The following is a 25,668-nucleotide window of genomic DNA, read 5'->3' as shown; positions in this document are numbered from 1 at the left end:
AATTTACGTGTTATAAAAATAATTGTTGTAAATAATAGCCTACATATGTTATTATTTACAACATGATAAACAGACATATAACATCATTTGTAAAGCAATCTTTAAAAGATTTTTCTGCAGTTCTTATTATTGGAGCTAGGCAAGTCGGTAAGTCGACAGTAGTAAAACAATTATATGACGAAGGAATTTTTAAGTCATATATTACTTTAGATGATATTTCTCAATTAGAAGCTGCTACTAACGATCCTCATGGATTTATAAAAAATGCACATTATCCTCTTGCGATTGATGAAATCCAAAGAGCTCCCGATCTTTTAAAAGCTATAAAAAAGTCGATTGATGAAGATAAAACACCGGGTCGTTTTCTTTTAACCGGATCGGCTAATATTTTTTCTTACCCTGGAGTATCTGAAAGTTTGGCAGGACGTGTTGACATAATCCATCTTGAAGGGTTAAGTTTAGGAGAAATTTTAAATCAAAATAACCCTTCTTCTTTTATATTAGATATTTTTTCAGGGGCAACTATTCCTGAATTAAAAGACAAATGGACTAAAGAGTTAGAATATAAACCAAAAATAAATAACCAATCTTTAAATGAATATGTTTTCTATGGTGGATTCCCGGAAGTCGTATTAAAAAAGCAAGAAAGATTTCGTGAACGTTGGTTTTCTTCTTATCAATCAGCCTATATTGAGCGAGATGTACGAAATATAAATAAATTTTTAGATATTGTATCCTTTGCTAAATTTTTTCGCTTGATTGGTTTACAAAGCGGTAATTTATTAAATCAAAAGAGTTTAAGCATTGAAATAGGCTTAGATCAAAGAACGATATCAAGATATTTAGAGATTTTAGAAACAACTTTTCAGATAAATCAGTTAACACCTTGGTTTAGTAACACACGAAAAAGATTAATAAAAACCTCTAAAATTTATATGAATGATTCAGGTTATGCATCGTATTTAAACGGTATAACAACTCCTAACTTATTGTTAAATAGTCCTTATTATGGCACAATATTTGAAACATGGTTATGGGCAGAACTTAGGAAAATATTAACCTTAACTACAGGTATAGAGCAAACATTTTATCGTACACATTTAGGAAAAGAAGTTGATTTTCTTTTATATAAAGGTGATGTATTTTGTGGCATAGAATGTAAAGCCACAGAAACTATTCAAAGCCGGCATTTTATGGGTCTTAAAGATTTATCAGAAGCATTAGCCCCACGAATTATGCATGGCATTATCCTTTATAATGGTAATGAAATAATCAGTTTTTCTGACAAATTTCTTGCACTGCCTATAAAGTGTATAATTTAAATGCTTAGAGGCTCTCTGCGTTAGTTGTATGTATTCTATTATAATGTAAAAAATATTATCTATAAATGTATAAATCTCTGTTTTTTTGTTTAAAAATTTTTGCCGTGCTTATTCTAATAGGTTGTGCGGTTATGGGGTATATAATATATCACTATTCACGTGATTTACCTGATTACTCACAGCTTGCACGTTATTATCCACCGTCGGTAACACGTATTTATTCCCGTGATGGTAAATTAATGGAGGAGTACGCTTTTGAACGCCGTGTATTCGTGCCGATTAATAGCGTACCGAGTTCGCTAATAGAAAGCTTTATCGCAGCTGAGGATAAGAATTTCTATAACCATCCCGGCGTCGATTTGCTTGGAATAGTTAGAGCGGCATTTTTAAATATATCTAATTATTTACATCATAGGCGTATGGAAGGAGCGTCTACCATTACTCAGCAAGTGGTTAAAAATTTTCTGCTAACTAACGAAGTTTCTCTTGAACGTAAGATTAAAGAAGCGATTCTTTCTTATATGATTTCAAGAGTATTTACTAAGGATCAAATCTTAGAATTATATCTTAATCAAACATTTTTTGGTCGTGGTGCATACGGTGTTGCGGCAGCTGCACAAAATTATTTTAATAAATCTGTAGAGGAACTTACTATTGCAGAATCAGCTTTTATTGCGGCACTGCCTAAAGCCCCTTCCGAACTTAATCCCGAAAGAAATTACGCTAGGGTAAAAGGGCGTCGTGATTATGTAATAGCACGTATGTTTGAAGATGGTTATATAACAAAAGAAGCTGCGAAAGAAGCTATGGATAACCCGATAGTTTTACGTAAACGAGCTAAAGAAGAAACGGTTACAGCTGATTATTATGCTGCACAGGTTAGAGAAGAAGTAATTAGGATGTTAAATAGTAAGGAAGAATTTTATACCGGAGGTCTTACTATTATTACTTCTTTAGATGCAAAGATGCAGCAATTAGCTGAAAACTCTCTAAGAAAAGGTCTGAGAGAGTTTGATAGAAGGCGTGGTTTTAGAAAGCCTATAGCTAATATTCCTCTTGATAATTGGCAGGAAGAGCTAAAAAAACTACCGACTCCTCAATCGCTTTTAGAGTATAAATTAGCTGTAGTTCTGGATGTGGCCGATAATCATGCAGAGATTGGACTTATAGACGGCAGTAAATCTAAGATTCCCATTGCTGAAATGAAATGGGCAAGAAGTAATCTTAAATCAGTGAAGACTTTGCTTAAAAAAGGCGATGTAATAGTGGTTGAACCCATAAAAGATACTTATGCTTTGCGTCAGATTCCTGAAGTAAATGGGGCTATTATGGTTATGAACCCAAATACCGGACAGGTACTTGCAAGTGTCGGGGGGTATGATTTTTCTACAAGTAAATTTGATAGAGTAACTCAAGCACTTCGTCAACCGGGTTCTTTGAGTAAAACCTTTGTTTATTTAGCAGCTCTTGAAAACGGTATTAAGCCGAATCAGATTTTTAACGATGGACCTATTGAGATTTCGCAAGGTCCGGGTATGCCTAGCTGGCGTCCTAAAAATTATGAGGGTAAGTTTTTAGGCGAAATCACTATGCGTACCGGTCTTGAAAAATCTCGTAATCTTATAACTGTAAGAGTTGCAACTGCCGTAGGATTTACAAAAATCGTTGATATAATTAAGCGATTTGGTATTAATAATGAACCAAAAAAAGTTTACTCTATGGTACTTGGTTCAATTGAAACCACACTTAGCAGAATGACTAATGCCTATGCAATTATTGCTAACGGCGGTAAAAAAGTTGAACCTCATTTTGTAGAATTAATTAAAGACCGTAACGGTAAAATTATTTATAGGCGAGATAATAGAGAATGTCTTTCTTGTAATGTTTCGGATAGCAATTTAGATACCGCAATATTAGAAATACCGAAAGAAGATATCTATAGAGTTACGGATGAAGCTAGCGGTTATCAAATTACTTCGTTTTTAACAGGAGCAATAGATAGAGGTACCGGTTATGCGGCGAAGAAGTTAGGGAAAATTATCGGAGGAAAAACCGGTACTAGTAACGATAGTAAAGATACATGGTTTGTAGGTTTTACACCCAAAATAGTAGTAGGTAGTTATGTTGGTTACGATACACCGAAAGAGCTTGGAAAAAGAGCAACAGGTTCAAACGTAGTATTGCCTATTTTTATTGATTTTATGAGTAACGCTTATAAGGATGAACCGTCGCTGCCTTTCAAAGTTCCTGATTCAATTAAGCTAATCGCCGTAGATAGAGCCACAGGTAAAATTACTCCAAGCGGCACTGTTATAGAAGCATTTAAAGTAAATAATATTCAGATGCTTGAGAATGAAGATATGATCGATAATCACGATAATAATGATATTTTTGATTATGTGCCTAGCAAAGAGGATCAATCACAAGAGATTTATTAAGTATACTCGTTTAATTTGAAAAATTGGCGTCGTTGTTTTATATTTTTTGATCCTCACGTACTAGTATGTACGCTGCGGTCAAAAAATATAAAACGCCTTGCTCTTTTCCAAATTAAACTTCGTCTACCTACCTACTTATTTATTCAGAATTTTAATTACATGAAAAAAATTATTCTATATCTAACTGTACTGGTATCACTTACTATATCTTTTGTAACTAAAGCGGATTGTTTTTTAGTTAAAGAAAATGATAAATTTATTAAACAAGAAGGTAATTGCGAGTCTCGTTATTCCCCATGCTCAACATTTAAAATTGCTTTAAGCTTAATGGGCTATGATGCCGGAATTTTAATTGATGAAACTCATCCTAAACTACCCTTTAAAAAAGGGTACCCTGCTATGTTAGAAACTTGGAAACAATCACACACACCTAAAGATTGGATGAAAAATAGTTGTCTTTGGTACTCTTTTTTTATTACTAAGGAATTAGGTTATAAGAAATTTTATAATTATATAACTAAATTTGATTATGGTAATCAAGATATCTCTGGAGACAAAGGAAAGGATAATAGTTTAACTCACTCATGGCGTTCTAGTTCTTTAGAAATTTCTTCTGAAGAACAATTAATTTTTCTTCAAAAACTAGCAGAGAATAAATTGCCGGTAAGTGTTAAAGCCCAAGAAATGACTAAAAATATTTTGTTTATGGAAGATTTCATAAACGGTTGGAAGCTTTACGGTAAAACGGGTAGTGGCAATAAACTTAGCCAAGATAGAACCGTAAAGTTAAAGGATCGTAAAATTGGATGGTTTATAGGTTGGTTACAAAAAAATGATAGAACAGTTTTCTTTGTGCATTTCATTGAAGATAATAAAACTTATGATTCTTATGCAGGACGACGCTCTAAAGAAGCAGCGAAAGAAAAGCTAAAAGAATTAATAAATAAAGAATTGAAATAAATTTCAATTTTTATTTTTGAGGAACAACCAACAGTGAATTTGCTATTGGTTGTTGATTAAAAAGCAAGACTCTAAGTTATCTATACAGGAGTACCTTCGTCATCATAGGAGACTCCGGTCATATCTACCGTAGTATGATCATTATGCTCTGTGCTGTTGTTAAGTATAGGAGCGTTATGCTCTTCAGTATCGTTAGCAGCAAGTTTATTTTCAGCAGCTCTTTCAGCTTCAATTTCATCAATATATTGTTTTAATTCAGCTTTTTTTGCGTTTTTATTTCTAACATACCAAGTTAATCCTGCAACTATTGCTACACCTATAACGGCAATTCCAGCTATATCAATTTTTATATACGGAGCAACTAAGGAAGTATCGTTATCACTCTCATCAAACATATTTTCTTGAGGGTTATAAGTTGAATTGAAAGCAGTATTAGTAAGGTTTATTACGGTGTTATTAATTAAATTTATTCCCGTTTCAGTCCAACTTTCAGTGTTATCGGAAAAGATTGATTCAGAAATTTCAGCAGTAGAATTTGTTATTGTATTATTAACTGCATTAGTCGCCATTTCAGATAAATATTCTGTTACGGACTCTGTCCATCCTTCGGTTGTATTAATATCACTTGCTTGAGTAGTGCTAGATATCGGGTTAGCTATTAAATCCGTTATTTCTGAGAGAATCGCCTGTAGAGCATTTTCTTTCTCTACTTCAAATATTTCGCACCCTTTAATATCTCCTATAATAGGGTTATTATCCCCTGCGATATTAAGTATACCATCAATAGTAAGATTTCCTTGAAGATTTTCTTGACATATTTTAAGCAAGCGTTCCTCATATATATAAGTCTTATCACCTTGTTTTTGCAATATATAATCCCGTATAGCCTTTCCATTATCATTAATCGCTGTAATAATAGCTTTATTTGCAGTTAATACTTCCTTTATTTTGAACATTCCTTCAAATACAAAATTGCTTGTTTCAGTATTTAATAATTCAATTCCTTTATTACACAGAGTTGTTAATATATTCTCTTTATGGCAAGTCGGTTCAATTAAACTAAGGGTAGGAGTAGTTAGATAGTAACTGGTCACATTATGCCCTATTTTAAGCATGTGGTATCCTTGACCACCAATTGTTTTTATTGTATTAGTAAGTCTTGCTGCGGTAGTTAAAGAAAAGTGTAATATGTAATTCATGCCGTTCTATCCTTAAGTTTTAAATTAAGGTGGCACAATAGATAAAACTAATAGATTAGTCAAGAAATTACTAATAAAAATTAATATTTAATATATAATCATTGCAATTTTAGTCTTAATTGATAATTTTATTGTTTGAGTGATGTAAAAGTGTTACAATAATAATACTAATCAATAAAAATAATTCTATATGTCTAAAAGTCCAAGAGTTAATGTTACTTTTGAGCCGGTAATTTCCACTTTGCTTAGTAATTTAGCAGTTCAAGAAAATAAATCTTTATCAAGTTTAGTCAGAGAATTAACACTTGAAGCTCTTGAAATGAGAGAAGATTTATTTCTGTCAAAAGTTGCTAAAAAGCTTGATAAAGAGAATGTTAAAACTTACTCTCATGAAGAAGCGTGGAAATGAATTATAAAACAGAGTATGCCTTTAATGCTTCAAGATTTGGTACGTCAGATTTTGGATTCAGCCTGTGCTAATCTATTATTATATACTGTGCAGGCTCGCTTCTCATTTGTCTTTCAACCTTTGAAGTATCTGAGGTTGTATTAAGAATAAGATTCCCTAAATATTATTTTATATTCTTCATTTTAGCATTATTAATTTTTGGAATGCACAATCGTTACAAATGAAAGACGCATTATGCATGCTGCTCTATGAGTCGACATGTCAAACAATATAGCATCACCTAAAAGCTTAGGATTAGAATTAGGATTACTTATTCTAGCTTTATTTACTTCTCGTTCAATAAAGAAATAATCTTTAAGCGTTTGTTGATGGTTGCATACTGGTCTAGCAGTATTTTTTTCTGTTAAAATTTTTGTTAGGGATGATTCCATTATATTATAAAGTCTTTGTTTTTCTTGATTGGAAGCCGAAGACAAATTTTTTACTGCATCATAATTAGAAACTGCTTTTACATATTCCATTAGCATTTCATCTGAAGCGTTATATAATAACTCTGCAATTAATTTTTCTTCTTCTTGTGTGTATTTACTTTTTTTAGAAACTTTATTATGTTCGACAGTGGTACACCCGATTAACGAGGTGCTAATTAGAGTTAAAATAATTAAGGATATTTTCATAACATGCTTTTTTTTAATAAAAACTATATCTCTTTATGAATATTTTGTAAATAATATTTATTTTATCTAGGAAATAATTTTTTTGATTACTAATTAAGTGTTTAACAGTTTCTTATAAATTGTTATCGCTTGAAGTATCTAAAGAAATGTTATAAAGTCAAAAAGTTCATAGAAATTTGAGGGTATTATGCAAGTAGTAAAAGCTTTAGAGCAAATTTTAGCAGATAGTTATGCTTTATATTTTAAAACACAAAATTATCATTGGAATGTAGAAGGAGCAGAATTTAGAAGTCTACATTTATTATTTGAAGGACAATATGAAGATTTAGCTGAAAGCTTAGATGAACTTGCTGAAAGAATAAGAAGTTTAGATGCTAAAGTCCCTGCATTATCAAATTTAATAAAGCTTGCATCTATAGATGAGGCAAATCCAAACGCAACGGCAAATGAAATGCTTAAAAGTCTAACAAAAGATCAAGATATTATTAGAGATACATTATATAAGGGACTCAAAGTAGCACAAGCAGAGGGCGATGAGGGGACAGCCGATATGATTATTGGACGGATTAAAGTACATGAAAAAAACAGATGGATGCTAAAGAGTAGTATACTCGTTTAATTTGAAAAATTGGCGTCGTTGCATGGCTACCAAATCGTCATTGCGAGCGACCCGTAGGGAGCACGGCAATCTCATCAAATATCCTGAGATTGCTTCGTCGTATTACTACGTAATTCTTCTCGCAATGACGTTAATGTTCATAACAAACAAAACTAACAAAATAAAAATAAAATGGAACAATACGATGTAGCCGTTATAGGCGGTGGTCCTGGTGGATATGTTGCGGCAATTAGAGCAGCACAATTAAAGAAAAAAGTTGTATTAATAGAAAAAGAACATTTAGGAGGGGTGTGCCTTAATTGGGGATGTATACCGACTAAATCCCTGCTTAAATCTGCTGAGGTTTTTGAATATATAAAACATGCTAAAGATTATGGAATTGATTCTAAAGGTGCTGAAATCAACATTAAGAAAATAGTTGAACGTTCAAGAGAGATTTCAAATAAGCTTGCAAGCGGTGTTAAGTTACTATTGAAAAAAAACAAAGTTACCGTGATAGACGGAGTAGCAAGCCTTGCAGGAAGTAAGGTAATAAATATAAATGATAAACCTATAGTAAAAGCAGATAATATTATTATAGCTACCGGAGCAAGATCTAGGGTTTTAAAAGGCTTTGAGCCTGACGGCAAGCAAATATGGACTTCAAAAGAAGCCATGATACCGCAGCATGTGCCGAAATCTATGATTATTGTCGGCTCAGGTGCAATAGGTATAGAATTCGCTTCATTTTATAATAGTATTGGTGTAGATGTTACCGTAATTGAGGCACATAATAGAATATTACCTGCTGAAGATACGGAAATTGCCGGAATCGCTCATAAGAGCTTTGAGAAGAAAGGCATAAAAATTATTACAAATGCTAAGTTAATTAAGCAAACAAAATCAAAAGATAAGATAGAAGTTGAGCTAGAGTTATCCGGTAAAACACAAAAATTACAAGCTGAAATCTTACTTATGGCAGTAGGTATTACGGCAAATACAGAAAATTTAGGACTTGAAAAGACCAAAATTAAAATAGAAAATGGCTATATAGTTACTAACGGACTAATGCAAACTGCAGAATCGGGAATTTATGCTATAGGGGATGTAGCAGGAGTACCTTGTTTAGCTCATAAAGCAAGCCATGAAGGTATTATTGCAGCGGAAAGCATAGCGGGCTTAAAGCCGCATGCTATTAATAAACATAATATACCGGGTTGCACTTATTCTTCACCGCAAATAGCAAGTGTTGGTTTGACTGAAGAAGCAGCAAAAACCTTAGGTTATGAGCTTAAAATAGGCAGATTTCCTTTTATGGCAAACGGTAAAGCTTTAGTAAGTGGTGATGGCGATGGCTTAATTAAAACTATATTTGATGCTAAAACCGGTGAGTTGCTCGGTGCTCATATGATAGGCTCGGAAGTAACAGAATTAATACAAGGATATGTGGTTTCAAAAAATTTAGAAGGAACGGAGCTGGATTTAATTAATACTATCTTCCCGCATCCGACTTTATCCGAAATGATGCACGAGTCGGTGTTAGCTGCTTATGATAGAGCGATACATATATGATACTCGATGAACTTCAAAAATTGGCATCGTCGTTCTACAAGATCTGCGGTACTCACGTATTAAGTAACGGCTTTCGTTCCTCGCCTTGTGAACTCCTTGCTCTTTTTGAAGTTGATCTTCATATACTACTCTTTATTTTACTTCGGAGATATAAATTAAAAAAATGAATAAAGATAACTTAATCGAGAATTATGCGGTAGCGTTATTTAATAACGCTATGGTTGATAATATACAAGATAAAATCTTTGAAGAAATTACTGCTATAAATCGTATAATTATCGATAATTTTGATATTAGAGAGTTCCTATTCTCTCCTATAGTAAATAAGAACGACAAAATTAACGCGGTCAATTCGTTAGCAAAAAATATCAAAATTAGCACAATAGTACAAAATTTTTTATTGTTATTGGTAAAAAATTCTCGTACTGCTATTTTATCTAATATAGTAGATGCTTATAATACTTTACTGTATGAAAGTAAAAACATAAAGATAGTTCAGGTTATTTCTGCAAATAAGTTACAACCTAAAGAGCAGGAGTGGATTAAATCTCGTATAGAAAAAGAATTAAATCAAAAAACAGAAATATTATTTGATATAGATAGTACTATTATTGGCGGTATTATAATTAAATATGATAGTATGTTGCAAGATTACTCAATAAAAGGTAGTTTAGAGAAAATAACGAAAACTTTAAAGAAAGTTAGGATTGCTGCTTGAGTACTATTGTCATCCCGTGGCTTGACCACGGGATCCAGTGAAAGTAGCAATATTACAAGTCGTTTTTTTGGATCCCGTGGACAAGCCACGGGATGACAACGTGCATATTAGTAGGAGACATAAAACCCATGAAACTAAAGCCTATTGAAGTAGCTGAAATATTACAAAAGGAAATAGCTAATATTAATTGCTTAAGTGAGCTTGAAGAAGTAGGGCAGGTAATAACTGTCGGTGACGGTATTGCTAAAATTTATGGTCTTGCTAATGTAAAATCCGGTGAAGTAGTAGAGTTTAAATCCGGTGTTAAGGGTCTTGTTTTAAATTTGGAGAATGATAGCGTCGGTGCTGTAATTATGGGCGATGATAACCAAGTACAGCAAGGCGATAATGTCAAAAGAACTAAAGAAGTTTTAGAAGTACCGGTAGGAAAAGCTTTACTTGGTCGCACAGTTGATGCTCTTGGTAATCCTATTGACGGCAAAGGCGATATTGCAAGTAAAGAGTACAGACATATCGAGATGAAAGCCCCAGGGATAATAGAAAGAACGAGCGTAAGTGAACCCGTACAAACCGGAATAAAGGCTATAGATTCGTTAATTCCGATAGGTAGAGGGCAAAGAGAGTTAATAATCGGTGATAGACAAACCGGAAAAACGGCTATAGCCGTCGATACTATTATCAATCAAAAACAAGCTCATTCCCTTACTAATGAAAGCGATAAAATTTATTGTATTTATGTAGCTATTGGGCAGAAAAGATCAAGTGTTGCACAGATAGTAAAAAAACTAGAAGATGCTGGAGCAATGGACTATACAATCGTTGTTTCGGCTACTGCCTCAGAAGCTGCAGCTCTTCAATTCATTGCTCCCTATTCTGCCTGTAGTATGGGCGAATATTTTCGTGATAACGGCATGCACGCACTTATTATTTATGATGATTTAAGTAAACATGCTGTCGCATATAGACAAATCTCATTATTACTTAGAAGACCTCCCGGGCGAGAAGCTTATCCAGGCGACGTATTTTACTTGCATTCAAGATTGCTTGAGCGTGCTGCTAAAATGTCAGAGGACAAAGGCAGCGGTTCACTTACTGCTCTTCCTATAATCGAGACGCAGGCAGGTGATGTATCTGCTTATATCCCAACAAATGTTATTTCAATTACCGACGGTCAAATTTTCTTAGAAAGTGAGTTATTTTATAAAGGTGTAAGACCTGCCGTTAATGTCGGTATTTCAGTAAGCCGTGTTGGTTCTGCAGCACAAATAAAGGCTATGAAGCAGGTAGCAGGTTCGGTAAAGCTAGAACTTGCTCAATTTAGAGAGCTGGAGTCTTTCTCGCAATTTGGATCAGATCTAGACCCTACAACTAAAGCTCAAATCGATCACGGTAAGAGATTAGTCGAGATATTAAAACAAGCACAATATCATCCTTTCCCGGTAGAAGAACAAATAGTAAGTATTTATGTCGGAACTAAGAAATATTTAAATGATGTACCGCTTCAGAAAGTAAAAGAATTTGAAGATAAAATGCTTACGGAGATGAGGTTAAATAAAAAAGATATTTTGGAATCAATAAAAAACGAGCAAAATATAACTGAAGAAACCGAGCAGAAACTAAAAGCATTTTTAGAAAATTTCGTTAAGGAATTTGTTACAGTCTGTCATCCCGTGGCTTGACCACGGGATCCAGTCTTTTTTATTTTTTATGGACCCCGTGGTCAAGCCACGGCGTGACAATGGAAAAACCAAAAAACTATATGTCAAATTTAAAGCAATTAAGAACTAGAATTAAAAGCGTTAAATCTACCCAAAAGATTACTAAAGCAATGCAACTAGTATCGGCTTCTAAAATGGCAAAAATAAAAAATCAAATAGCCAATTCAAATTTTTATATTGAGGCTATTAGTAAAATGATGTCCGATATATTATCGATTGATATGTATGAGTTATCTATAGAAGAGCAGAAATTTTTTAATACCGTGCCGAATAAAGCAAATTTATTGATAGTTATGACGTCTGAGCGGGGTTTATGCGGAACGTTTAATTACAGCATAATCAAGCAAGTTAAGAATGATATTAAAGAGTTAGAAAATAAAGGCGAACAAATAAAACTTATCATTATAGGAAAAAAAGGTTACGAAGCACTAAAAAGGCAATATGCACATTATATTGATAGCTATTTTGAGTTACCTAAAATTCATGATGAAAATCTGATGCTAGAAGTAAAAGAAAAGATTATGTCGCTCGTCACAAACTTGGAAGTTAGTAATTGTGTTATATATTTTAATAAATTTAAAAACGCAATGACTCAAATTATGACTAAGCAACAGATTTTACCGGTAGAAAAATACCATGATGATTCTGCAATAGAAAATGATTATTATGAATATGAAGGAGAGAATCTGATTTCTAACCTAATTAATTTATATGTTAATTCTCAAATAAATTATGCTTTACTACAAAATAGAGCAAGTGAAGAAGGAGCAAGAATGACCGCTATGGAAAATGCAACAAACAACGCTAATGATTTAATAAGCAAGTTAGTTTTAAAGTTGAATAGATCAAGACAAGCTATTATTACTACGGAGTTAATAGAGATTATAGCCGGCTCCGAGGCGGTTTAGATATACTCGTTTAATTTGAAAAATTGGCGTCGTTGTTTCATATTTTTTGATCCTCACGTACTAGTATGTACGCTGCGGTCAAAAAATATAAAACGCCTTGCTCTTTTCCAAATTAAACTTCGTCTATCTGCTCTTCGTTTTATTTGGGGTGTACATTTTTAACAAAAGAAAAATTATGACAAAAAATATCGGGAAAATTACTCAGATTATTTCAGCGGTGGTGGATGTAAAATTTACGAATAACGGCGAATTACCGGAAATTCTAAATGCTTTAGAGTGCTATAACGATAAGCAAAGAGTAGTGCTGGAAGTAGCACAACATATAGGCGATGATACAGTGCGTTGTATTGCTATGGACTCAACCGAGGGACTTACTAGAGGTATAGAAGTAATAGATACGGGAAGTCCTATTCGTATTCCGGTAGGTACTGAAACGCTTGGACGTATTATGAATGTTGTAGGTGAGCCGATTGATGGTAAAGGAGAAATTAAAAGTTCAAGCATTTCTTCTATATACAAACCTGCTCCTGATTTTACCAATCAATCAACCGATCGTAATATATTAGTAACCGGTATTAAGGTTGTAGATTTGCTTGCTCCTTATACTAAGGGCGGTAAAATAGGACTATTCGGTGGTGCAGGAGTCGGTAAAACCGTGTTAATTATGGAGCTTATTAATAATGTAGCTAAAGCTCACGGTGGTTATACAGTATTTGCGGGAGTCGGTGAGAGAACTAGAGAAGGTAACGATCTTTACCATGAAATGATTGACTCGGGTGTTATTAACCTTGAAGAGCCGGAAAAGTCAAAAGTAGCGTTAGTTTACGGGCAAATGAACGAGCCACCTGGTGCTAGAGCAAGAGTTGCATTAAGTGGTTTGACCATTGCAGAAGGTTTTAGAGATATGAATCAAGGGCAAGATGTTTTATTCTTTGTAGATAATATTTTCCGCTTTACTCAAGCAGGTTCCGAAGTATCGGCACTGCTCGGTAGAATTCCATCAGCGGTAGGGTATCAGCCTACCCTTGCTACCGATATGGGAGAACTACAAGAGCGTATCACCTCTACCAAGCACGGCTCAATAACTTCCGTGCAGGCTATATATGTGCCGGCGGATGATTTAACTGACCCTGCTCCTGCTACTTCTTTCGCACATTTAGATGCTACAACGGTACTTAGTCGTCAGATAGCCGAGCTTGGGATTTATCCGGCAGTCGATCCGTTAGATAGTAATTCTCAGGTACTTGATCCGATGATTGTCGGCGAAGAACATTATAGTGTAGCAAGACAAGTGCAGCAGGTTTTGCAAACTTATAAATCGTTGCAGGATATCATCGCTATTTTAGGCATGGATGAGCTATCCGAAGAAGATAAACTAACCGTGGCACGTGCTAGAAAAATACAGCGTTTCTTATCGCAGCCTTTCCATGTCGCCGAAGTATTTACAGGTAGCAAAGGCAAATTTGTTAATTTAGTCGATACTATAGCAGGCTTTAAAGGGCTTGTAGAGGGTAAATACGATGATTTACCAGAAGCTGCTTTTTATATGGTCGGAACTATGGACGAGGCTATAGAGAAAGCGAAAACTCTGAAGATGTAGTCATTGTCATCCCGTGGCCCCGCCACGGGATCCAGTGAAAGTAGCAATATAGCAAGTCGTTTTTCTAGACCCCGTGGTCAAGCCACGGGGTGACATTAAGGATAAACCAAAATATGAACGAAACAATTCTAGTCAAAATAATTACTCCTTTAAGTATTGCATTTGAAAAGCAAGCTAAAATGGTAACAATGCTGGGTGAGGAGGGTATGTTTGGAGTATTGCCGAGTCACGTTCCGATGATTGTTAGTTTAAAAGCCGGTTTAGTACAGGTTTATATAGATGATATACACACCCCACAAATTACTTATCTTATTTCCGGCGGTGTAACCGAAGTAACAGGAAGTTATGTTAATATAGCCACGGAAACTGCTATTAACGTTACAAATTTAAATGAAGCAGAAATAGCAGCTAAGCTTCTAGAACTTCAAACAAATTAGCATTAAGTTGTTTTAAAAATCCACATTTTGGGGTAAGGTTAAGTATAAGGTGTCACCCCGTGGCTTGACCACGGGGTCCAGAAAAACAATAAAAAATACTAATAATATTAGTATTTTTAACTGGATCCCGTGGTCAAGCCACGGGATGACAATGGAAAAACTAACCCACGCAATTTAAGTGAGAAACAAATGTCAAAAGTGCATAATTCAGAATATATAAAAGAGTTATCAGTCGATAATAGTTCATACAAAATTTACGATATAAATAAAGCGGCAAGCGATATCGAACTTCCCTTAAAAAAGCTTCCATATAGTTTAAGAGTGTTATTTGAGAATGTATTACGTTCTAATGGTTCAAAGCAAAACTTACTTGTATTTAAAGAATGGCTAAAAACTAAAAAATCTGATGCAGAAATAGATTTTATGCCGGCAAGAGTTTTGATGCAGGATTTTACCGGTGTGCCTGCTATTGTGGACCTAGCTGCTATGCGTGATGCGATGAAGAAAATAGGAGGCGATCCGTTAAAAATTAATCCGCTTATTCCTGTTGATTTGGTAATAGACCATTCCGTAAGCGTTGATTCTTATGCAGCTAAAGATTCATTCGATAAAAACGTGCAAATGGAAATGAAACGCAATATTGAGCGTTATCAGTTTCTTAAATGGGGGCAGCAAGCATTTAATAATTTCAAAGTAGTGCCGCCTGGTACTGGTATATGCCATCAGGTAAATTTAGAATATTTAGCAAAAGTCGTGTGGCATAAAGACGGACTTGCTTACCCTGATAGTTTAGTTGGAACTGATAGCCATACAACTATGGTAAACGGGTTATCGGTGCTTGGTTGGGGAGTTGGCGGAATAGAAGCAGAAGCTGCAATGCTTGGACAACCTCTTACTATGATTCTACCGGAAGTAATCGGTGTAAAACTAACAGGAAAATTAACAGGTATAGCTACCGCAACCGATTTAGTGTTAACCGTTACCGAGATGTTGCGGAAAAAGAAAGTAGTAGGTAAATTTGTCGAGTTTTTCGGTGAGGGACTTAAAAACCTAACAATTGCTGATCGTGCTACCATTTCTAATATGTCGCCTGAATACGGTGCTACTTGTGGCTTTTTCCCGATTGACCAAGAAACTATAAAATATTTAGAGCTAACAGGTAGAGAAAAAACGCAAATCAAATTAGTAGAAAAATACGCAAACGAGCAGAATCTTTGGTATGATTTTGAGCATGAGGCAGAATACACCGAAATTTTAGAGCTAGATTTATCTACCGTACATAGCTCGCTTGCTGGGCCAAGACGTCCGCAAGATAGAGTAAATTTAAATGATGTAGCAAGTAATTTTAAACAAGAATTACCGAGTCTTGCTTTAGAAAATAAAGACATCGGTAAAAAATATGCCGTAGTAAATCAGAATTACGAAATCGGTAACGGTGATGTAGTAATTGCAGCAATTACTAGCTGTACTAATACTTCTAATCCTAGCGTGATGATTGGTGCAGCACTTCTTGCTAAAAAAGCACTAGAACATGGGTTAAAGGTAAAGCCTTGGGTTAAAACTTCTCTTGCTCCTGGCTCAAAAGTCGTAACAGAATATTTGAAGCTTAGCGGTCTTGATAAATATTTAGATGAATTAGGGTTTAATCTAGTAGGTTACGGTTGCACTACTTGCATCGGTAATTCCGGACCTCTAAATCCGGAAATAGAGGAAACTATTAACAAAAACGGGCTAGTTGTTGCTTCTGTTTTATCTGGTAATAGGAATTTTGAAGGGCGAATTAATCCACTTACTAAAGCAAGCTATCTCGGCTCGCCTATTTTAGTCGTAGCATATGCACTTAGTGGCACTCTTAATATAGATTTAAATAATCAGCCGATAGGAAAAAATATTTATTTAAAAGATATTTGGCCAAGCAAAGAAGAGATAGATGAAGTTATTGCAAATTCTATTAATTCATCTATGTTTATAGAAAAATATTCCGATATATTTACCGGAACAAAAGAGTGGAAAGATTTACAGATTACTAATAGCTCTACTTATAGCTGGAATAAGAATAGTACCTATATTAATAATCCGCCTTATTTTGAGGATATAGGCAGCAAGAATAGTATAAAAGATATAAAATCTGCAAAAATTCTAGCAATTTTCGGTGATTCTATTACTACCGATCATATTTCGCCTGCAGGCAGCATTAGTAAAACTAGCCCTGCTGCTAAATATTTAACGGACCATCATATAGAGCCTCTAGATTTCAACTCTTACGGATCACGTAGAGGAAATCATGAAGTAATGATGCGTGGCACGTTTGCTAATATCCGTATAAAAAACGAGATGTGCAAGGGTGTGGAAGGCGGCTTTACTATAAACCAATTAAGCGGTATGCAGCAAACTATTTACGATGCGGCTATGGACTATAAAGCTAATGATGTACCTGTGGTGATTTTTGCCGGTAAAGAATATGGTAGCGGTTCGTCTAGAGATTGGGCGGCAAAAGGTCCGCAGCTACTTGGGGTAAAAGCAGTGATTGCCGAGAGTTTTGAGCGAATACATCGCTCAAATTTAGTCGGTATGGGTATTTTACCGCTAACTTTTACCGGCAATAATACAAGATTAGATTTAAAGTTAGACGGTTCGGAAACTATTGACATTATAGGTTTAAATGAGCAAATAAAGCCCTATAATCCTGTTAAATGCGTGATAAAAAAACAAACCGGCGAAACAAGGACGATCGATTTAATATTGCAAATATTTACGGATAATGAGATAAATTATATAAAGCACGGCAGTATTATGCATTTTGTGGTAGAGAGTTTGAAAAAATAACTATGTATAGAGTTAATCCAAGAGTAGATCTAGCATTTAAAAAAATCTTTGGAGTAGAAGAGAACAAAGATTTATTAATATCGCTTATTAATTCTATAGTAACCAAGGAAGATCAAGTAAAAGAAGTAACTCTACTTAATCCATATAATCCAAAGAGTTTTTTAAACGATAAGATTTCTGTTTTAGATATTAAAGCCAAAGGCGAAAGCGGTAAAATGTTTAATATCGAAATTCAAGTAACGGATGAAGCAAATTATGATAAAAGAGCTTTATATTATTGGGCAAAGCTATATGCTGGACAGCTAAAAGAAGGTTCTAGATATTCAGAATTAAACAAAACGATAGGAATCCATATACTTAATTTTACCGGCATCACAAATATTGATAAATATCATAATATATTTAGGTTAAAAGAAGATGAAACCGGTTTGAAATATTTTGAGGATATAGAGCTACACACTATAGAACTCAATAAGTTTGCTGATAACATCAAAGAAGAATTATCCGATATAGTAAAAAAAGTAAAGAATGCTTTAGATATATGGGTTGCTTTTTTAACTCGAAATGATTTGCTAAATAAAGATAAGCTTCCTAAAGAATTAAACAGTAAAGAGCTAAAGAAAGCATTAAATGTGCTTGAAGTAATAAATTTAAGTGATGAAGAAAGAGAAGAATATGAAAATCGCTTAAATTGGCTTAGAATTGAAGCTAGTGCTGTTAAGAAAATGGAAGAAAAAACAATAGAAAAAATAGCAAAAAAGATGTTAATTAAAAAAAGACCTATAGAAGAAATTATGGAATTTACCGAATTACCTATGAAAGAAATACAAAGATTAAAAGATGAAATTGAGAAGTAAAAAAGGAAAAACATATGGACAAGCATCTTAAAGAATATACCGAGAGCGGTAAGAAAAATTTAATTGTAGTATATATATTATATTTATGCGGGATAGTAGCACCTATATTACCATTAATAGGGGTATTTTTTGCATATATCAATAAGGATAAAGGTGATAATTTTGCGGTTAGTCATTATATGTTTTTATTTCGTACTTTTTGCCTTGGGGTACTCGGGTGGATTGTATGTTTCATATTTACGTTTATCATTATTGGAGTAGTACTATACTTTGCACTTGCTGTTTGGTATGTACTTCGCGTTGCCATCGGTTTTAAATATATGATAGAGGATCAAGCTTATCCGAACCCTATGACTTATTGGATTAAATAAGATGATAAAACTGAACGTAGACGGTTCTGAAATAGAAGTATCAGAGGGTAGCACCGTTTATCAAGCCTGTATACAAGCAGGTAAAGAGATTCCTCATTTTTGTTATCATGAGCGTCTAAAAATCGCCGGTAATTGCCGTATGTGTTTGGTTGAAATGGAAAAATCACCAAAGCCTATAGCTTCTTGTGCTATGCCTGCTAGTAACGGTATGGTTATTCACACCGATACGCCTATGGTAAAAAAAGCACGTGAAGGAGTGATGGAGTTTTTACTGATTAACCATCCTTTAGACTGCCCTATTTGTGATCAGGGCGGTGAGTGTGATTTGCAGGATCAGGCTTTTAGATACGGTAAAGGTACTAATAGATTTCATGAAAATAAGAGATCTATTAAAGATAAATATATGGGACCGCTGATTAAAACAGCGATGACAAGATGTATACAATGCACTAGATGTATTAGATTTGCAAATGATATAGCCGGAATAGAAGAAATGGGAGCTATCCATCGAGGTGAGCATATGGAGGTAACTTCATATTTAGAGCAAACGCTCGATTCTGAAATTTCCGGTAATATGATCGATATTTGTCCGGTCGGTGCTTTAAATTCCAAACCTTATGCCTTTAAAGCTCGTAAATGGGAACTAAAACATACTGCTAGCATTGGCGTGCATGATGCCGAAGGTTCCAATATTCGCATTGATAGCAGAGACAACGAGGTAATGAGAATATTACCTCGTGTCAATGAAGAAATAAATGAGGAATGGCTTTCTGATAAAAACCGTTTTAGTTATGACGGTTTGAAATATCAGCGTTTAGATTGTCCTTATATCAGAAAAAACGGTAAATTAGTAGAAGCTAGCTGGAGCGAAGCTTTAAAGATTATAGCGGATAAAGTTAAATCCGTAGAACCGGAAAAAATTGCTGCTATTGCCGGCTCTCTTGTTTCTGTTGAAGCAATGTTTATGCTAAAAACATTACTGCAAAAGCTTGGTTCTAATAATTATAGCGTTAATCAGTTTAACTATAAAATAGATACAAGTGAGCGAGGCAACTATTTATTTAATACAACTATTGCCGGTGTAGAAAAGGCTGATTTATGTTTACTAATCGGAGCAAATCCAAGGCAGATAGCTCCGGTATTAAATAGCCGAATAGGGCAAAGAGTGCGTGCAGGTTCATTAAAAGTAGCACGGATAGGCGGAGGGCATAATCAAACTTATAAAATTCAGGATTTAGGAAGTGATATTAAGATTATTGAGGAACTAGCCATTGGTACTCATGAGTTTACGAAAGCCTTAAAAGCAGCAAAATATCCGATGATTATAGTAGGTGACGGCGTATATGCAAGAGATGACGGATATGCTATATTGTCGCTTATTCATAAGATAGTGGCTGAATATAATATTATGCGTGATGACTTTCAAGGCTTTAATATATTGCATAATCATGCTTCTATAGTTGGTGGACTTGATATCGGTTTTAATACTTCTATCAAACTTGAAGAGCTGGAACTTGCTTACTTGCTTGGAGCAGACGCTGTCCCGTTTGATAAGCTGAAATCGGCTTTTATAATATATCAAGGACATCATGGGGATATTGGGGCTGCTAACGCCGATATTATTTTACCTGCGGCTGCTTATACCGAGCAGAGCGGAATTTACGTAAATTTAGAAGGTAGACCGCAAATAGCAGAAAAAGCAGTAGCACCTGTAGGAACAGCTAAAGAAGATATAGCAATTATTAAAGAGCTTGCCGGTTTCCTAAAAATAGATATTGAAATGGATAATTTACAAGAAGTACGTACTAAGCTTGCTAAGGAATATAAGATATTTGCAAATATTGATACAATTATAGAGAATAAATTTGCTAAATTTAGCTCTAAAGATAAGTTATCAAAAGAGCCTATAACTACGGAACCTATTAATTATTACATGACAGACGTGATTAGCAAAAACTCGGTCACTATGGCTAAGTGTGTTGAGGCTAAGAGTAAGAGAGAGGAAGAGGCGGCGTGATAATAGTGTCATCCCGTGGCTTGTCCACGGGATCCAGAAATACAATATATGCTATGTCAACATTTTTACTGGATCCCGTGGACAAGCCACGGGATGACACTGAGGTACTCTCATGACAGAACTCTTTTTTGAATATATTTTCCCGTTAATTATAATCGCTCTAAAGGTGGTGGCGATCACTATCCCTTTAATATTGTGCGTTGCGTATTTAACATATGCAGAGCGTCGTGTTATTGGATTAATGCAGCTACGACGCGGTCCAAATGTCGTTGGTCCGTTTGGATTACTTCAACCTATTGCCGATGCAGTTAAGCTACTATTCAAAGAACCGATTATTCCAACCAACTCCGATAAAATATTATTTATTTTAGCACCGATGATAACTTTTATATTAAGTTTAATCGGCTGGGCAGTTATACCTTTTGCAAAGGGAGTAGTTCTTGCGGATATTAATGTCGGTGTTTTATATATTCTTGCTATATCCTCTTTAAGCGTTTACGGCATTATTATTGCCGGTTGGGCTAGTAACTCAAAATATGCTTTTTTAGGTGCTATACGTTCCTCTGCCCAAATGATTTCTTATGAAGTATCGATGGGGCTGGTTATTATTACCGTATTACTTACTACCGGTACTCTTAATTTAAGCGGGATCATTGAAGCACAAAGAACAATGCCGTGGTGGATTGATTTAATGCTACTACCTATGGGTGTTGTGTTTTTTATCTCGGTGCTTGCCGAAACAAATAGGTTACCTTTTGATTTACCTGAAGCAGAGTCAGAGCTAGTTGCAGGCTATAACGTTGAATATTCCTCTATGGGATTTGCTTTATTTTTTCTAGGTGAATATGCTAATATGATATTAGTTAGTGCAATGACTACGACTTTCTTTTTAGGAGGTTATTTACCGCCGTTTAATATATCGTGGTTAGATTGTATTCCGGGGTTCTTTTGGTTTGTATTTAAGGTCGGGTTCTTATTATTCTGCTTTTTATGGATTAGAGCAACACTGCCAAGATATCGCTATGACCAATTAATGCGACTTGGCTGGAAAGTATTTTTACCTTTAACTTTATTTTGGGTGGTGTTAGTATCGAGTGTACTTATATATACCGATAATTTGCCTGGTATACTCGTTTAATTTGAAAAATTGGCTACGTTGTTTTTTTGCTTTTAATCCTCACGTACTAATATGTACGCTGCGGTTAAAAGCATCAAAACGCCTTGCTCTTTTCCAAATTAAACTTCGTCTACCTATTTATTTAAAGTACATATATAATTTTTATGATAAACTATTTAAAATCATTTTTTCTATATGAGATAGTAAGGGGGATGGCTTTGACTTTAAAGTACTTCTTTAAGCCCAAGGTTACCATAAATTATCCTTATGAAAAAAGCCCTGTTAGTCCAAGATTTAAGGGTGAGCATGCACTGCGTCGCTATGAAAACGGCGAAGAGCGTTGTATTGCTTGTAAGCTTTGTGAGGCGATTTGTCCAGCACAAGCGATAATTATTGAAGCTGATGAACGAGATGACGGCAGTAGACGTACCACTCGTTATGATATCGATATGACCAAATGTATTTATTGCGGTTTATGTCAAGAAGCTTGCCCTGTAGATGCGATAGTTGAGGGTCCTAATTTCGAGTTTGCAAGCCTAACTCATACCGCACTTATTTACGATAAAGAAAGATTATTGCAAAATGGTGATAGATGGGAGCAGGCACTAGCGAGTAAATTACACAAAGATTATGAGTATAGGTAAATGATATGTTAAACGAGGCAGGTATATCGAAAGAATTTGTAGAAAGTTTTTATGGAGTAAAAGTTTATTGTACTTATGATTCTGAACCACCTACTACCATTAGTATAGATGTAATTAAATCTCTTAATTCGGATGATCATTATTTATCTAGGTTTTGGAATGGTATAAAAAATATATCTCACGCTGTAACTAATACTCCATATACAGTGGAGTATAAACATTTTTTGACTATGCTCTCAGTAATTTCTGATTTAAAGACAGATCCGATGACTAGCGATACCGGTCCTTTGGTGTATTCTTGGGATTTTGTTGCACGTTGGAGATTTTTAAATAATAATTCCGCTGGAGCTCCTAAATTTTTTAAGGACAATTTTCCTTCTTGTACAAAAATAAAAGTAGAGCCGCCTATTTTGCTTACTTCCGTAGATGATCCAATAAATGACTTTGCTCAGGCAGGCATAAAGCTTTCGGGAGTTCTTAATCATACTACTAATAATGAAGGATTGCCTGATGTATAATCTACACAAACCTTACTTATGAAATCTCGAACTTTGCATTCGAAATTTCATAAATCTATATAATTTAATTATTGTATTTCTTTTATAAAATACCGAAAAATTATGCTTATAAAACAAATTTATAGTATGGTGGTTTGCTTTGTTACTACTGTAGTTCTAATAATAACACTTTCTATTACATTTCATGCGTTAATTACATTATTTTTACCAGAATATGTTAATAAAGAAGAACTATTAAAATATAGTACTAATGACCAATATTTATATAATTTACAATCATATCATAATAATTTATATGAGCAATTAAAGAACTTGCCGTCAAAAGAGCTAGAAGAAAAGAGAATTAGTTATAAGAATGAATATATAGAAGTTACTAAAGCACGTGCTGTAAGCACAATAATTAATTGTTCAATTTGGATTATAGTTAGCCTTATATTTTTTATTGTACATTGGAAGATTTATAAAAATACGCAAAATAATAATAATTAATCTAGTTGTAATGTCTGTGCAGATTTTATAGAACTTTCTAGATGAGAGGATAGAAGAACAATACCGCCGCTATTTGCCTTCATGACAATTAAATTATTTAGTAAATCCCTATTTTCTTTGCTTAAATTAGTTTCAACTTCATCAAGTAGCCATAAGTCGGATTGGCAGGCAATAAGCCTTGCTACGGCTACGATTTTCTGCATTCCGCTAGACAAACTATAGCATTTTTCATCTAATAAGTCATGTAATTTGAAGTAATGAACAGCGGCTTGTAAGGTTTCAGTAGAATTATAAATTTCTGACCAAAATTTTAGATTCTCAAAAACGGTCATTTCAATTTTTAGCCCTAAATTATGACCGATATAAGTACAATAAGGCTTCGCAATATTGTTAATATTACTATTTTTATAGTAAATATTACCACTACTTGGTTGTATAATTCCTGCTATCATTCGCAGCAGCGAGCTTTTACCGCAACCGTTAGCTCCTTTTATATAAGTGATAGAAGAAGGAAGAAAAGTGATACATAGATCAAATAAATTTCTTTGTTCTATATTAAATTGTAATTGATGAAGTGATAGCATGTTTTTGTTACTATGTCATTCCCGCGGAAGCGGGAATCCATTAAAACATATAAAAACTTGTTTTTATATGTTTTTTATTAAATATATAATTTTTGTACAAATGGTGTAAGTTATTTTTTTCTGGATTCCCGCTTTCGCGGGAATGACATAGAGCAAAAACTGACTAAGAAATCAACCACCAAATCTAACCAACAAATTTTCCACCGACAAACGGAATACATTTAAAACAGAACTCGGCATTAGACCAAAGTAAATAATTAATAATATTAAAGGGGCTATAGAGATTATTTCATATTTATATAAATCTCTGAAATTCATAATTTCTTTATTAGTAATCTCACCAAGCATAACTTCTTTATATAGTTTCAACATATAAACCGCTCCGAGGATTATACCGAGAGCCGCTATAAAGGTTGCTATTACGTTCACCTTATAAATCCCAAGCAAGCTTAAAAACTCTCCGATGAATCCGCTAGTACCGGGTAGACCTACAGAGCCGAGCATTGCAATCATAAAAAATGTGGCAAGCACAGGCATTTTACTTGCTACGCCGCCATATTTAGCTATTTCTTTAGTATGTAACCTTTCGTACAAAGTACCGACTATTAGGAATAGGCATGAAGAAATCACACCGTGGCTAAGCATCTGAAATACTGCTCCGCTAATTCCGGCTTCAGTAAAGCTAAAAATACCTATCGTAACATATCCCATATGTGCAATAGATGAATATGCTATCATCTTCTTCATATCTTTTTGAGCAAGGGCTACTAGCGATGCATATATTATAGCAATAACACTAAGGTAAATTACGTAAATTGCAAATTCTTGTGAAGCAGCAGGTAGTAACGGCATTAGTACTCTTAAAAAACCGTAACCGCCGAGTTTTAGCAGAATACCGGCAAGAATAACCGAACCGCTAGTCGGAGCTTGTACGTGTGCATCAGGTAGCCAAGTATGAAACGGAATCATAGGGATTTTAACGGCAAAGGCTATAAATATCGCCCACCATAAAATTTGCTGAGCAAATAATGGAATATTATCGGTAAGTTCAGAAATATAGGTCAAATCAAAGCTATGAATTTTACTATAAATATAAATTAATGAAAGTAGGAAAAATACCGAACCGAAGAAAGTATATAAGAAGAATTTAAGAGCCGCATATATTCTATTCTCTCCGCCCCATACGCCTATAATGATATACATCGGCACTAATATTGCTTCAAAAAACAGATAGAATAATAATAAATTTACCGAGGTAAACGCTCCTATACAAAAAGACTCCATTAATAAAAAACATACTAAATATTCTTTGATATATTTTTTAACGGTAAATAAGCTGCCGATTATGCAAATAAGAGTAAGAAAAGAAGTTAGAGCCACAAAAAATATCGATATACCGTCAACACCAACATGAAATTCAAGCCCAATCGTATCAAGCCAAGCGTAGCGTTCAACAAATTGATAAGCGGGATTTGAGGAGTCAAACTCTATTAAAATATAGATAGTTGAGATAAATGTTAAAACAGAACTAAGTACAGCAACATACATCACATATATAGGTTTATCTGCCTTTTTACTTTGACTAATAAACAGCAAAATATATAGCACGCTTATTAGCGGCAGAAAAATACTGATAGATATGATAGGTAACTGTAACATTTTATTTTAAGATTTTTATGAGTATTTTTC

Annotated in this window: 23 protein-coding genes; 19 read left to right on the top strand and 4 right to left on the bottom strand. The window is 34.3% G+C overall.

Annotation, left to right across the window (positions count from 1 at the left end; genetic code table 11):
* The first annotated feature begins 62 nt into the window (after window positions 1-62).
* From H6P87_RS06530 to blaOXA, 3 genes are all read left to right on the top strand, one after another.
* Window positions 63-1,322, top strand: coding sequence for an ATP-binding protein (locus H6P87_RS06530; protein WP_202069396.1), 1,260 nt, complete (start codon window positions 63-65; stop codon window positions 1,320-1,322).
* A gap of 65 nt (window positions 1,323-1,387) precedes the next feature.
* Complete coding sequence (locus H6P87_RS06525) at window positions 1,388-3,760, top strand: penicillin-binding protein 1A (protein WP_202069395.1); 2,373 nt, start codon at window positions 1,388-1,390, stop codon at window positions 3,758-3,760.
* Between the two features lie 159 nt (window positions 3,761-3,919).
* Window positions 3,920-4,720: a class D beta-lactamase gene (gene blaOXA / locus H6P87_RS06520; RefSeq protein WP_246437886.1), complete on the top strand. Its 801-nt coding sequence runs from the start codon at window positions 3,920-3,922 to the stop codon at window positions 4,718-4,720.
* 80 nt (window positions 4,721-4,800) lie between these two features.
* Here blaOXA and H6P87_RS06515 read toward each other — a convergent pair whose 3' ends face one another.
* Complete coding sequence (locus tag H6P87_RS06515; protein WP_246437884.1) at window positions 4,801-5,919, bottom strand: hypothetical protein; 1,119 nt, start codon at window positions 5,917-5,919, stop codon at window positions 4,801-4,803.
* Between the two features lie 190 nt (window positions 5,920-6,109).
* Between H6P87_RS06515 and H6P87_RS06510 the strand changes: the two genes are divergently transcribed.
* Complete coding sequence (locus H6P87_RS06510; RefSeq protein ID WP_202069393.1) at window positions 6,110-6,328, top strand: DUF6290 family protein; 219 nt, start codon at window positions 6,110-6,112, stop codon at window positions 6,326-6,328.
* Window positions 6,329-6,519: 191 nt separating this feature from the next.
* Here the strand turns inward: H6P87_RS06510 and H6P87_RS06505 are convergent, their stop codons facing one another.
* The gene (locus H6P87_RS06505) at window positions 6,520-7,005 is read right to left on the bottom strand and encodes a hypothetical protein (RefSeq protein ID WP_202069384.1); all 486 of its coding nucleotides are present in this window, start codon (window positions 7,003-7,005) and stop codon (window positions 6,520-6,522) included.
* Window positions 7,006-7,192: 187 nt separating this feature from the next.
* Here H6P87_RS06505 and H6P87_RS06500 point away from each other — a divergent pair, with 187 nt between their 5' ends.
* The 15 genes from H6P87_RS06500 to H6P87_RS06415 all read left to right on the top strand — a co-directional run bounded on the left by H6P87_RS06500 (window position 7,193) and on the right by H6P87_RS06415 (window position 23,395).
* On the top strand, window positions 7,193-7,624 hold the full coding sequence (locus H6P87_RS06500; protein WP_202069382.1) for a Dps family protein: 432 nt from the start codon (window positions 7,193-7,195) through the stop codon (window positions 7,622-7,624).
* A gap of 171 nt (window positions 7,625-7,795) precedes the next feature.
* Window positions 7,796-9,175: a dihydrolipoyl dehydrogenase gene (lpdA, locus tag H6P87_RS06495; RefSeq protein WP_202069380.1), complete on the top strand. Its 1,380-nt coding sequence runs from the start codon at window positions 7,796-7,798 to the stop codon at window positions 9,173-9,175.
* A 163-nt stretch (window positions 9,176-9,338) separates the two neighbouring features.
* Window positions 9,339-9,893 carry an ATP synthase F1 subunit delta gene (atpH, locus tag H6P87_RS06490; RefSeq protein WP_202069378.1) on the top strand — a complete coding sequence of 185 codons (555 nt, stop codon included), beginning with the start codon at window positions 9,339-9,341 and terminating at the stop codon, window positions 9,891-9,893.
* Window positions 9,894-10,021: 128 nt separating this feature from the next.
* Window positions 10,022-11,572 (top strand): F0F1 ATP synthase subunit alpha, encoded by a 1,551-nt coding sequence (atpA, locus tag H6P87_RS06485; RefSeq protein WP_202069374.1) that lies wholly within the window; start codon window positions 10,022-10,024, stop codon window positions 11,570-11,572.
* An 80-nt stretch (window positions 11,573-11,652) separates the two neighbouring features.
* Window positions 11,653-12,519: an ATP synthase F1 subunit gamma gene (atpG, locus tag H6P87_RS06480; protein ID WP_202069372.1), complete on the top strand. Its 867-nt coding sequence runs from the start codon at window positions 11,653-11,655 to the stop codon at window positions 12,517-12,519.
* A 175-nt stretch (window positions 12,520-12,694) separates the two neighbouring features.
* Window positions 12,695-14,119 (top strand): F0F1 ATP synthase subunit beta, encoded by a 1,425-nt coding sequence (gene atpD, locus H6P87_RS06475; RefSeq protein ID WP_202069366.1) that lies wholly within the window; start codon window positions 12,695-12,697, stop codon window positions 14,117-14,119.
* 113 nt (window positions 14,120-14,232) lie between these two features.
* Entirely contained in the window at window positions 14,233-14,556 is a 324-nt protein-coding gene (locus tag H6P87_RS06470) for a F0F1 ATP synthase subunit epsilon (RefSeq protein ID WP_202069364.1), read from the top strand.
* A gap of 189 nt (window positions 14,557-14,745) precedes the next feature.
* Window positions 14,746-17,382, top strand: a complete 2,637-nt coding sequence (gene acnA / locus H6P87_RS06460) for an aconitate hydratase AcnA (protein WP_202069362.1) — start codon at window positions 14,746-14,748, stop codon at window positions 17,380-17,382.
* A gap of 2 nt (window positions 17,383-17,384) precedes the next feature.
* Window positions 17,385-18,239 carry an Rpn family recombination-promoting nuclease/putative transposase gene (locus H6P87_RS06455; protein WP_202069360.1) on the top strand — a complete coding sequence of 285 codons (855 nt, stop codon included), beginning with the start codon at window positions 17,385-17,387 and terminating at the stop codon, window positions 18,237-18,239.
* A gap of 14 nt (window positions 18,240-18,253) precedes the next feature.
* A complete protein-coding gene (locus tag H6P87_RS06450; protein ID WP_202069358.1) occupies window positions 18,254-18,610 on the top strand; it encodes a DUF4870 family protein in 357 nt (118 codons plus the stop codon).
* Between the two features lies 1 nt (window position 18,611).
* On the top strand, window positions 18,612-20,627 hold the full coding sequence (gene nuoG, locus H6P87_RS06445; protein WP_202069356.1) for an NADH-quinone oxidoreductase subunit NuoG: 2,016 nt from the start codon (window positions 18,612-18,614) through the stop codon (window positions 20,625-20,627).
* 112 nt (window positions 20,628-20,739) lie between these two features.
* On the top strand, window positions 20,740-21,765 hold the full coding sequence (gene nuoH / locus H6P87_RS06430) for an NADH-quinone oxidoreductase subunit NuoH (RefSeq protein ID WP_202069353.1): 1,026 nt from the start codon (window positions 20,740-20,742) through the stop codon (window positions 21,763-21,765).
* Between the two features lie 143 nt (window positions 21,766-21,908).
* The gene (gene nuoI / locus H6P87_RS06425) at window positions 21,909-22,388 is read left to right on the top strand and encodes an NADH-quinone oxidoreductase subunit NuoI (protein WP_202069351.1); all 480 of its coding nucleotides are present in this window, start codon (window positions 21,909-21,911) and stop codon (window positions 22,386-22,388) included.
* A 5-nt stretch (window positions 22,389-22,393) separates the two neighbouring features.
* Entirely contained in the window at window positions 22,394-22,906 is a 513-nt protein-coding gene (locus tag H6P87_RS06420; protein WP_202069349.1) for a hypothetical protein, read from the top strand.
* Between the two features lie 102 nt (window positions 22,907-23,008).
* Window positions 23,009-23,395, top strand: a complete 387-nt coding sequence (locus H6P87_RS06415) for a hypothetical protein (protein WP_202070175.1) — start codon at window positions 23,009-23,011, stop codon at window positions 23,393-23,395.
* Here H6P87_RS06415 and ccmA read toward each other — a convergent pair.
* Entirely contained in the window at window positions 23,392-23,979 is a 588-nt protein-coding gene (ccmA, locus tag H6P87_RS06410; RefSeq protein ID WP_202069347.1) for a heme ABC exporter ATP-binding protein CcmA, read from the bottom strand. The two genes, H6P87_RS06415 and ccmA, sit on opposite strands and share 4 nt — an antisense overlap.
* Before the next feature lie 171 nt (window positions 23,980-24,150).
* Window positions 24,151-25,638, bottom strand: a complete 1,488-nt coding sequence (locus H6P87_RS06405) for an NADH-quinone oxidoreductase subunit M (protein WP_202069345.1) — start codon at window positions 25,636-25,638, stop codon at window positions 24,151-24,153.
* Between the last annotated feature and the right edge of the window lie 30 nt (window positions 25,639-25,668).

The sequence above is a fragment of the Rickettsia tillamookensis genome, assembly GCF_016743795.2.
Lineage (GTDB): Bacteria > Pseudomonadota > Alphaproteobacteria > Rickettsiales > Rickettsiaceae > Rickettsia > Rickettsia tillamookensis.
The sequence above is the reverse complement of the archived record's forward strand: the minus strand, read 5'-3'. Positions and strand labels throughout refer to the sequence as shown.

Bases quoted from the DNA above. Each gene is read 5' to 3' on its own strand.
- acnA (WP_202069362.1), top strand. From the start codon at position 14,746: ATGTCAAAAGTGCATAATTCAGAATATATAAAAGAGTTATCAGTCGAT.
- H6P87_RS06530 (WP_202069396.1), top strand. From the start codon at position 63: ATGATAAACAGACATATAACATCATTTGTAAAGCAATCTTTAAAAGAT.
- H6P87_RS06470 (WP_202069364.1), top strand. From the start codon at position 14,233: ATGAACGAAACAATTCTAGTCAAAATAATTACTCCTTTAAGTATTGCA.
- nuoI (WP_202069351.1), top strand. From the start codon at position 21,909: ATGATAAACTATTTAAAATCATTTTTTCTATATGAGATAGTAAGGGGG.
- H6P87_RS06515 (WP_246437884.1), bottom strand. From the start codon at position 5,919: ATGAATTACATATTACACTTTTCTTTAACTACCGCAGCAAGACTTACT.
- atpD (WP_202069366.1), top strand. From the start codon at position 12,695: ATGACAAAAAATATCGGGAAAATTACTCAGATTATTTCAGCGGTGGTG.
- H6P87_RS06505 (WP_202069384.1), bottom strand. From the start codon at position 7,005: ATGAAAATATCCTTAATTATTTTAACTCTAATTAGCACCTCGTTAATC.
- H6P87_RS06525 (WP_202069395.1), top strand. From the start codon at position 1,388: ATGTATAAATCTCTGTTTTTTTGTTTAAAAATTTTTGCCGTGCTTATT.
- blaOXA (WP_246437886.1), top strand. From the start codon at position 3,920: ATGAAAAAAATTATTCTATATCTAACTGTACTGGTATCACTTACTATA.
- H6P87_RS06420 (WP_202069349.1), top strand. From the start codon at position 22,394: ATGTTAAACGAGGCAGGTATATCGAAAGAATTTGTAGAAAGTTTTTAT.
- lpdA (WP_202069380.1), top strand. From the start codon at position 7,796: ATGGAACAATACGATGTAGCCGTTATAGGCGGTGGTCCTGGTGGATAT.
- atpG (WP_202069372.1), top strand. From the start codon at position 11,653: ATGTCAAATTTAAAGCAATTAAGAACTAGAATTAAAAGCGTTAAATCT.
- nuoG (WP_202069356.1), top strand. From the start codon at position 18,612: ATGATAAAACTGAACGTAGACGGTTCTGAAATAGAAGTATCAGAGGGT.
- H6P87_RS06455 (WP_202069360.1), top strand. From the start codon at position 17,385: ATGTATAGAGTTAATCCAAGAGTAGATCTAGCATTTAAAAAAATCTTT.
- ccmA (WP_202069347.1), bottom strand. From the start codon at position 23,979: ATGCTATCACTTCATCAATTACAATTTAATATAGAACAAAGAAATTTA.
- atpH (WP_202069378.1), top strand. From the start codon at position 9,339: ATGAATAAAGATAACTTAATCGAGAATTATGCGGTAGCGTTATTTAAT.
- H6P87_RS06510 (WP_202069393.1), top strand. From the start codon at position 6,110: ATGTCTAAAAGTCCAAGAGTTAATGTTACTTTTGAGCCGGTAATTTCC.
- H6P87_RS06415 (WP_202070175.1), top strand. From the start codon at position 23,009: ATGCTTATAAAACAAATTTATAGTATGGTGGTTTGCTTTGTTACTACT.
- atpA (WP_202069374.1), top strand. From the start codon at position 10,022: ATGAAACTAAAGCCTATTGAAGTAGCTGAAATATTACAAAAGGAAATA.
- H6P87_RS06450 (WP_202069358.1), top strand. From the start codon at position 18,254: ATGGACAAGCATCTTAAAGAATATACCGAGAGCGGTAAGAAAAATTTA.
- nuoH (WP_202069353.1), top strand. From the start codon at position 20,740: ATGACAGAACTCTTTTTTGAATATATTTTCCCGTTAATTATAATCGCT.
- H6P87_RS06500 (WP_202069382.1), top strand. From the start codon at position 7,193: ATGCAAGTAGTAAAAGCTTTAGAGCAAATTTTAGCAGATAGTTATGCT.
- H6P87_RS06405 (WP_202069345.1), bottom strand. From the start codon at position 25,638: ATGTTACAGTTACCTATCATATCTATCAGTATTTTTCTGCCGCTAATA.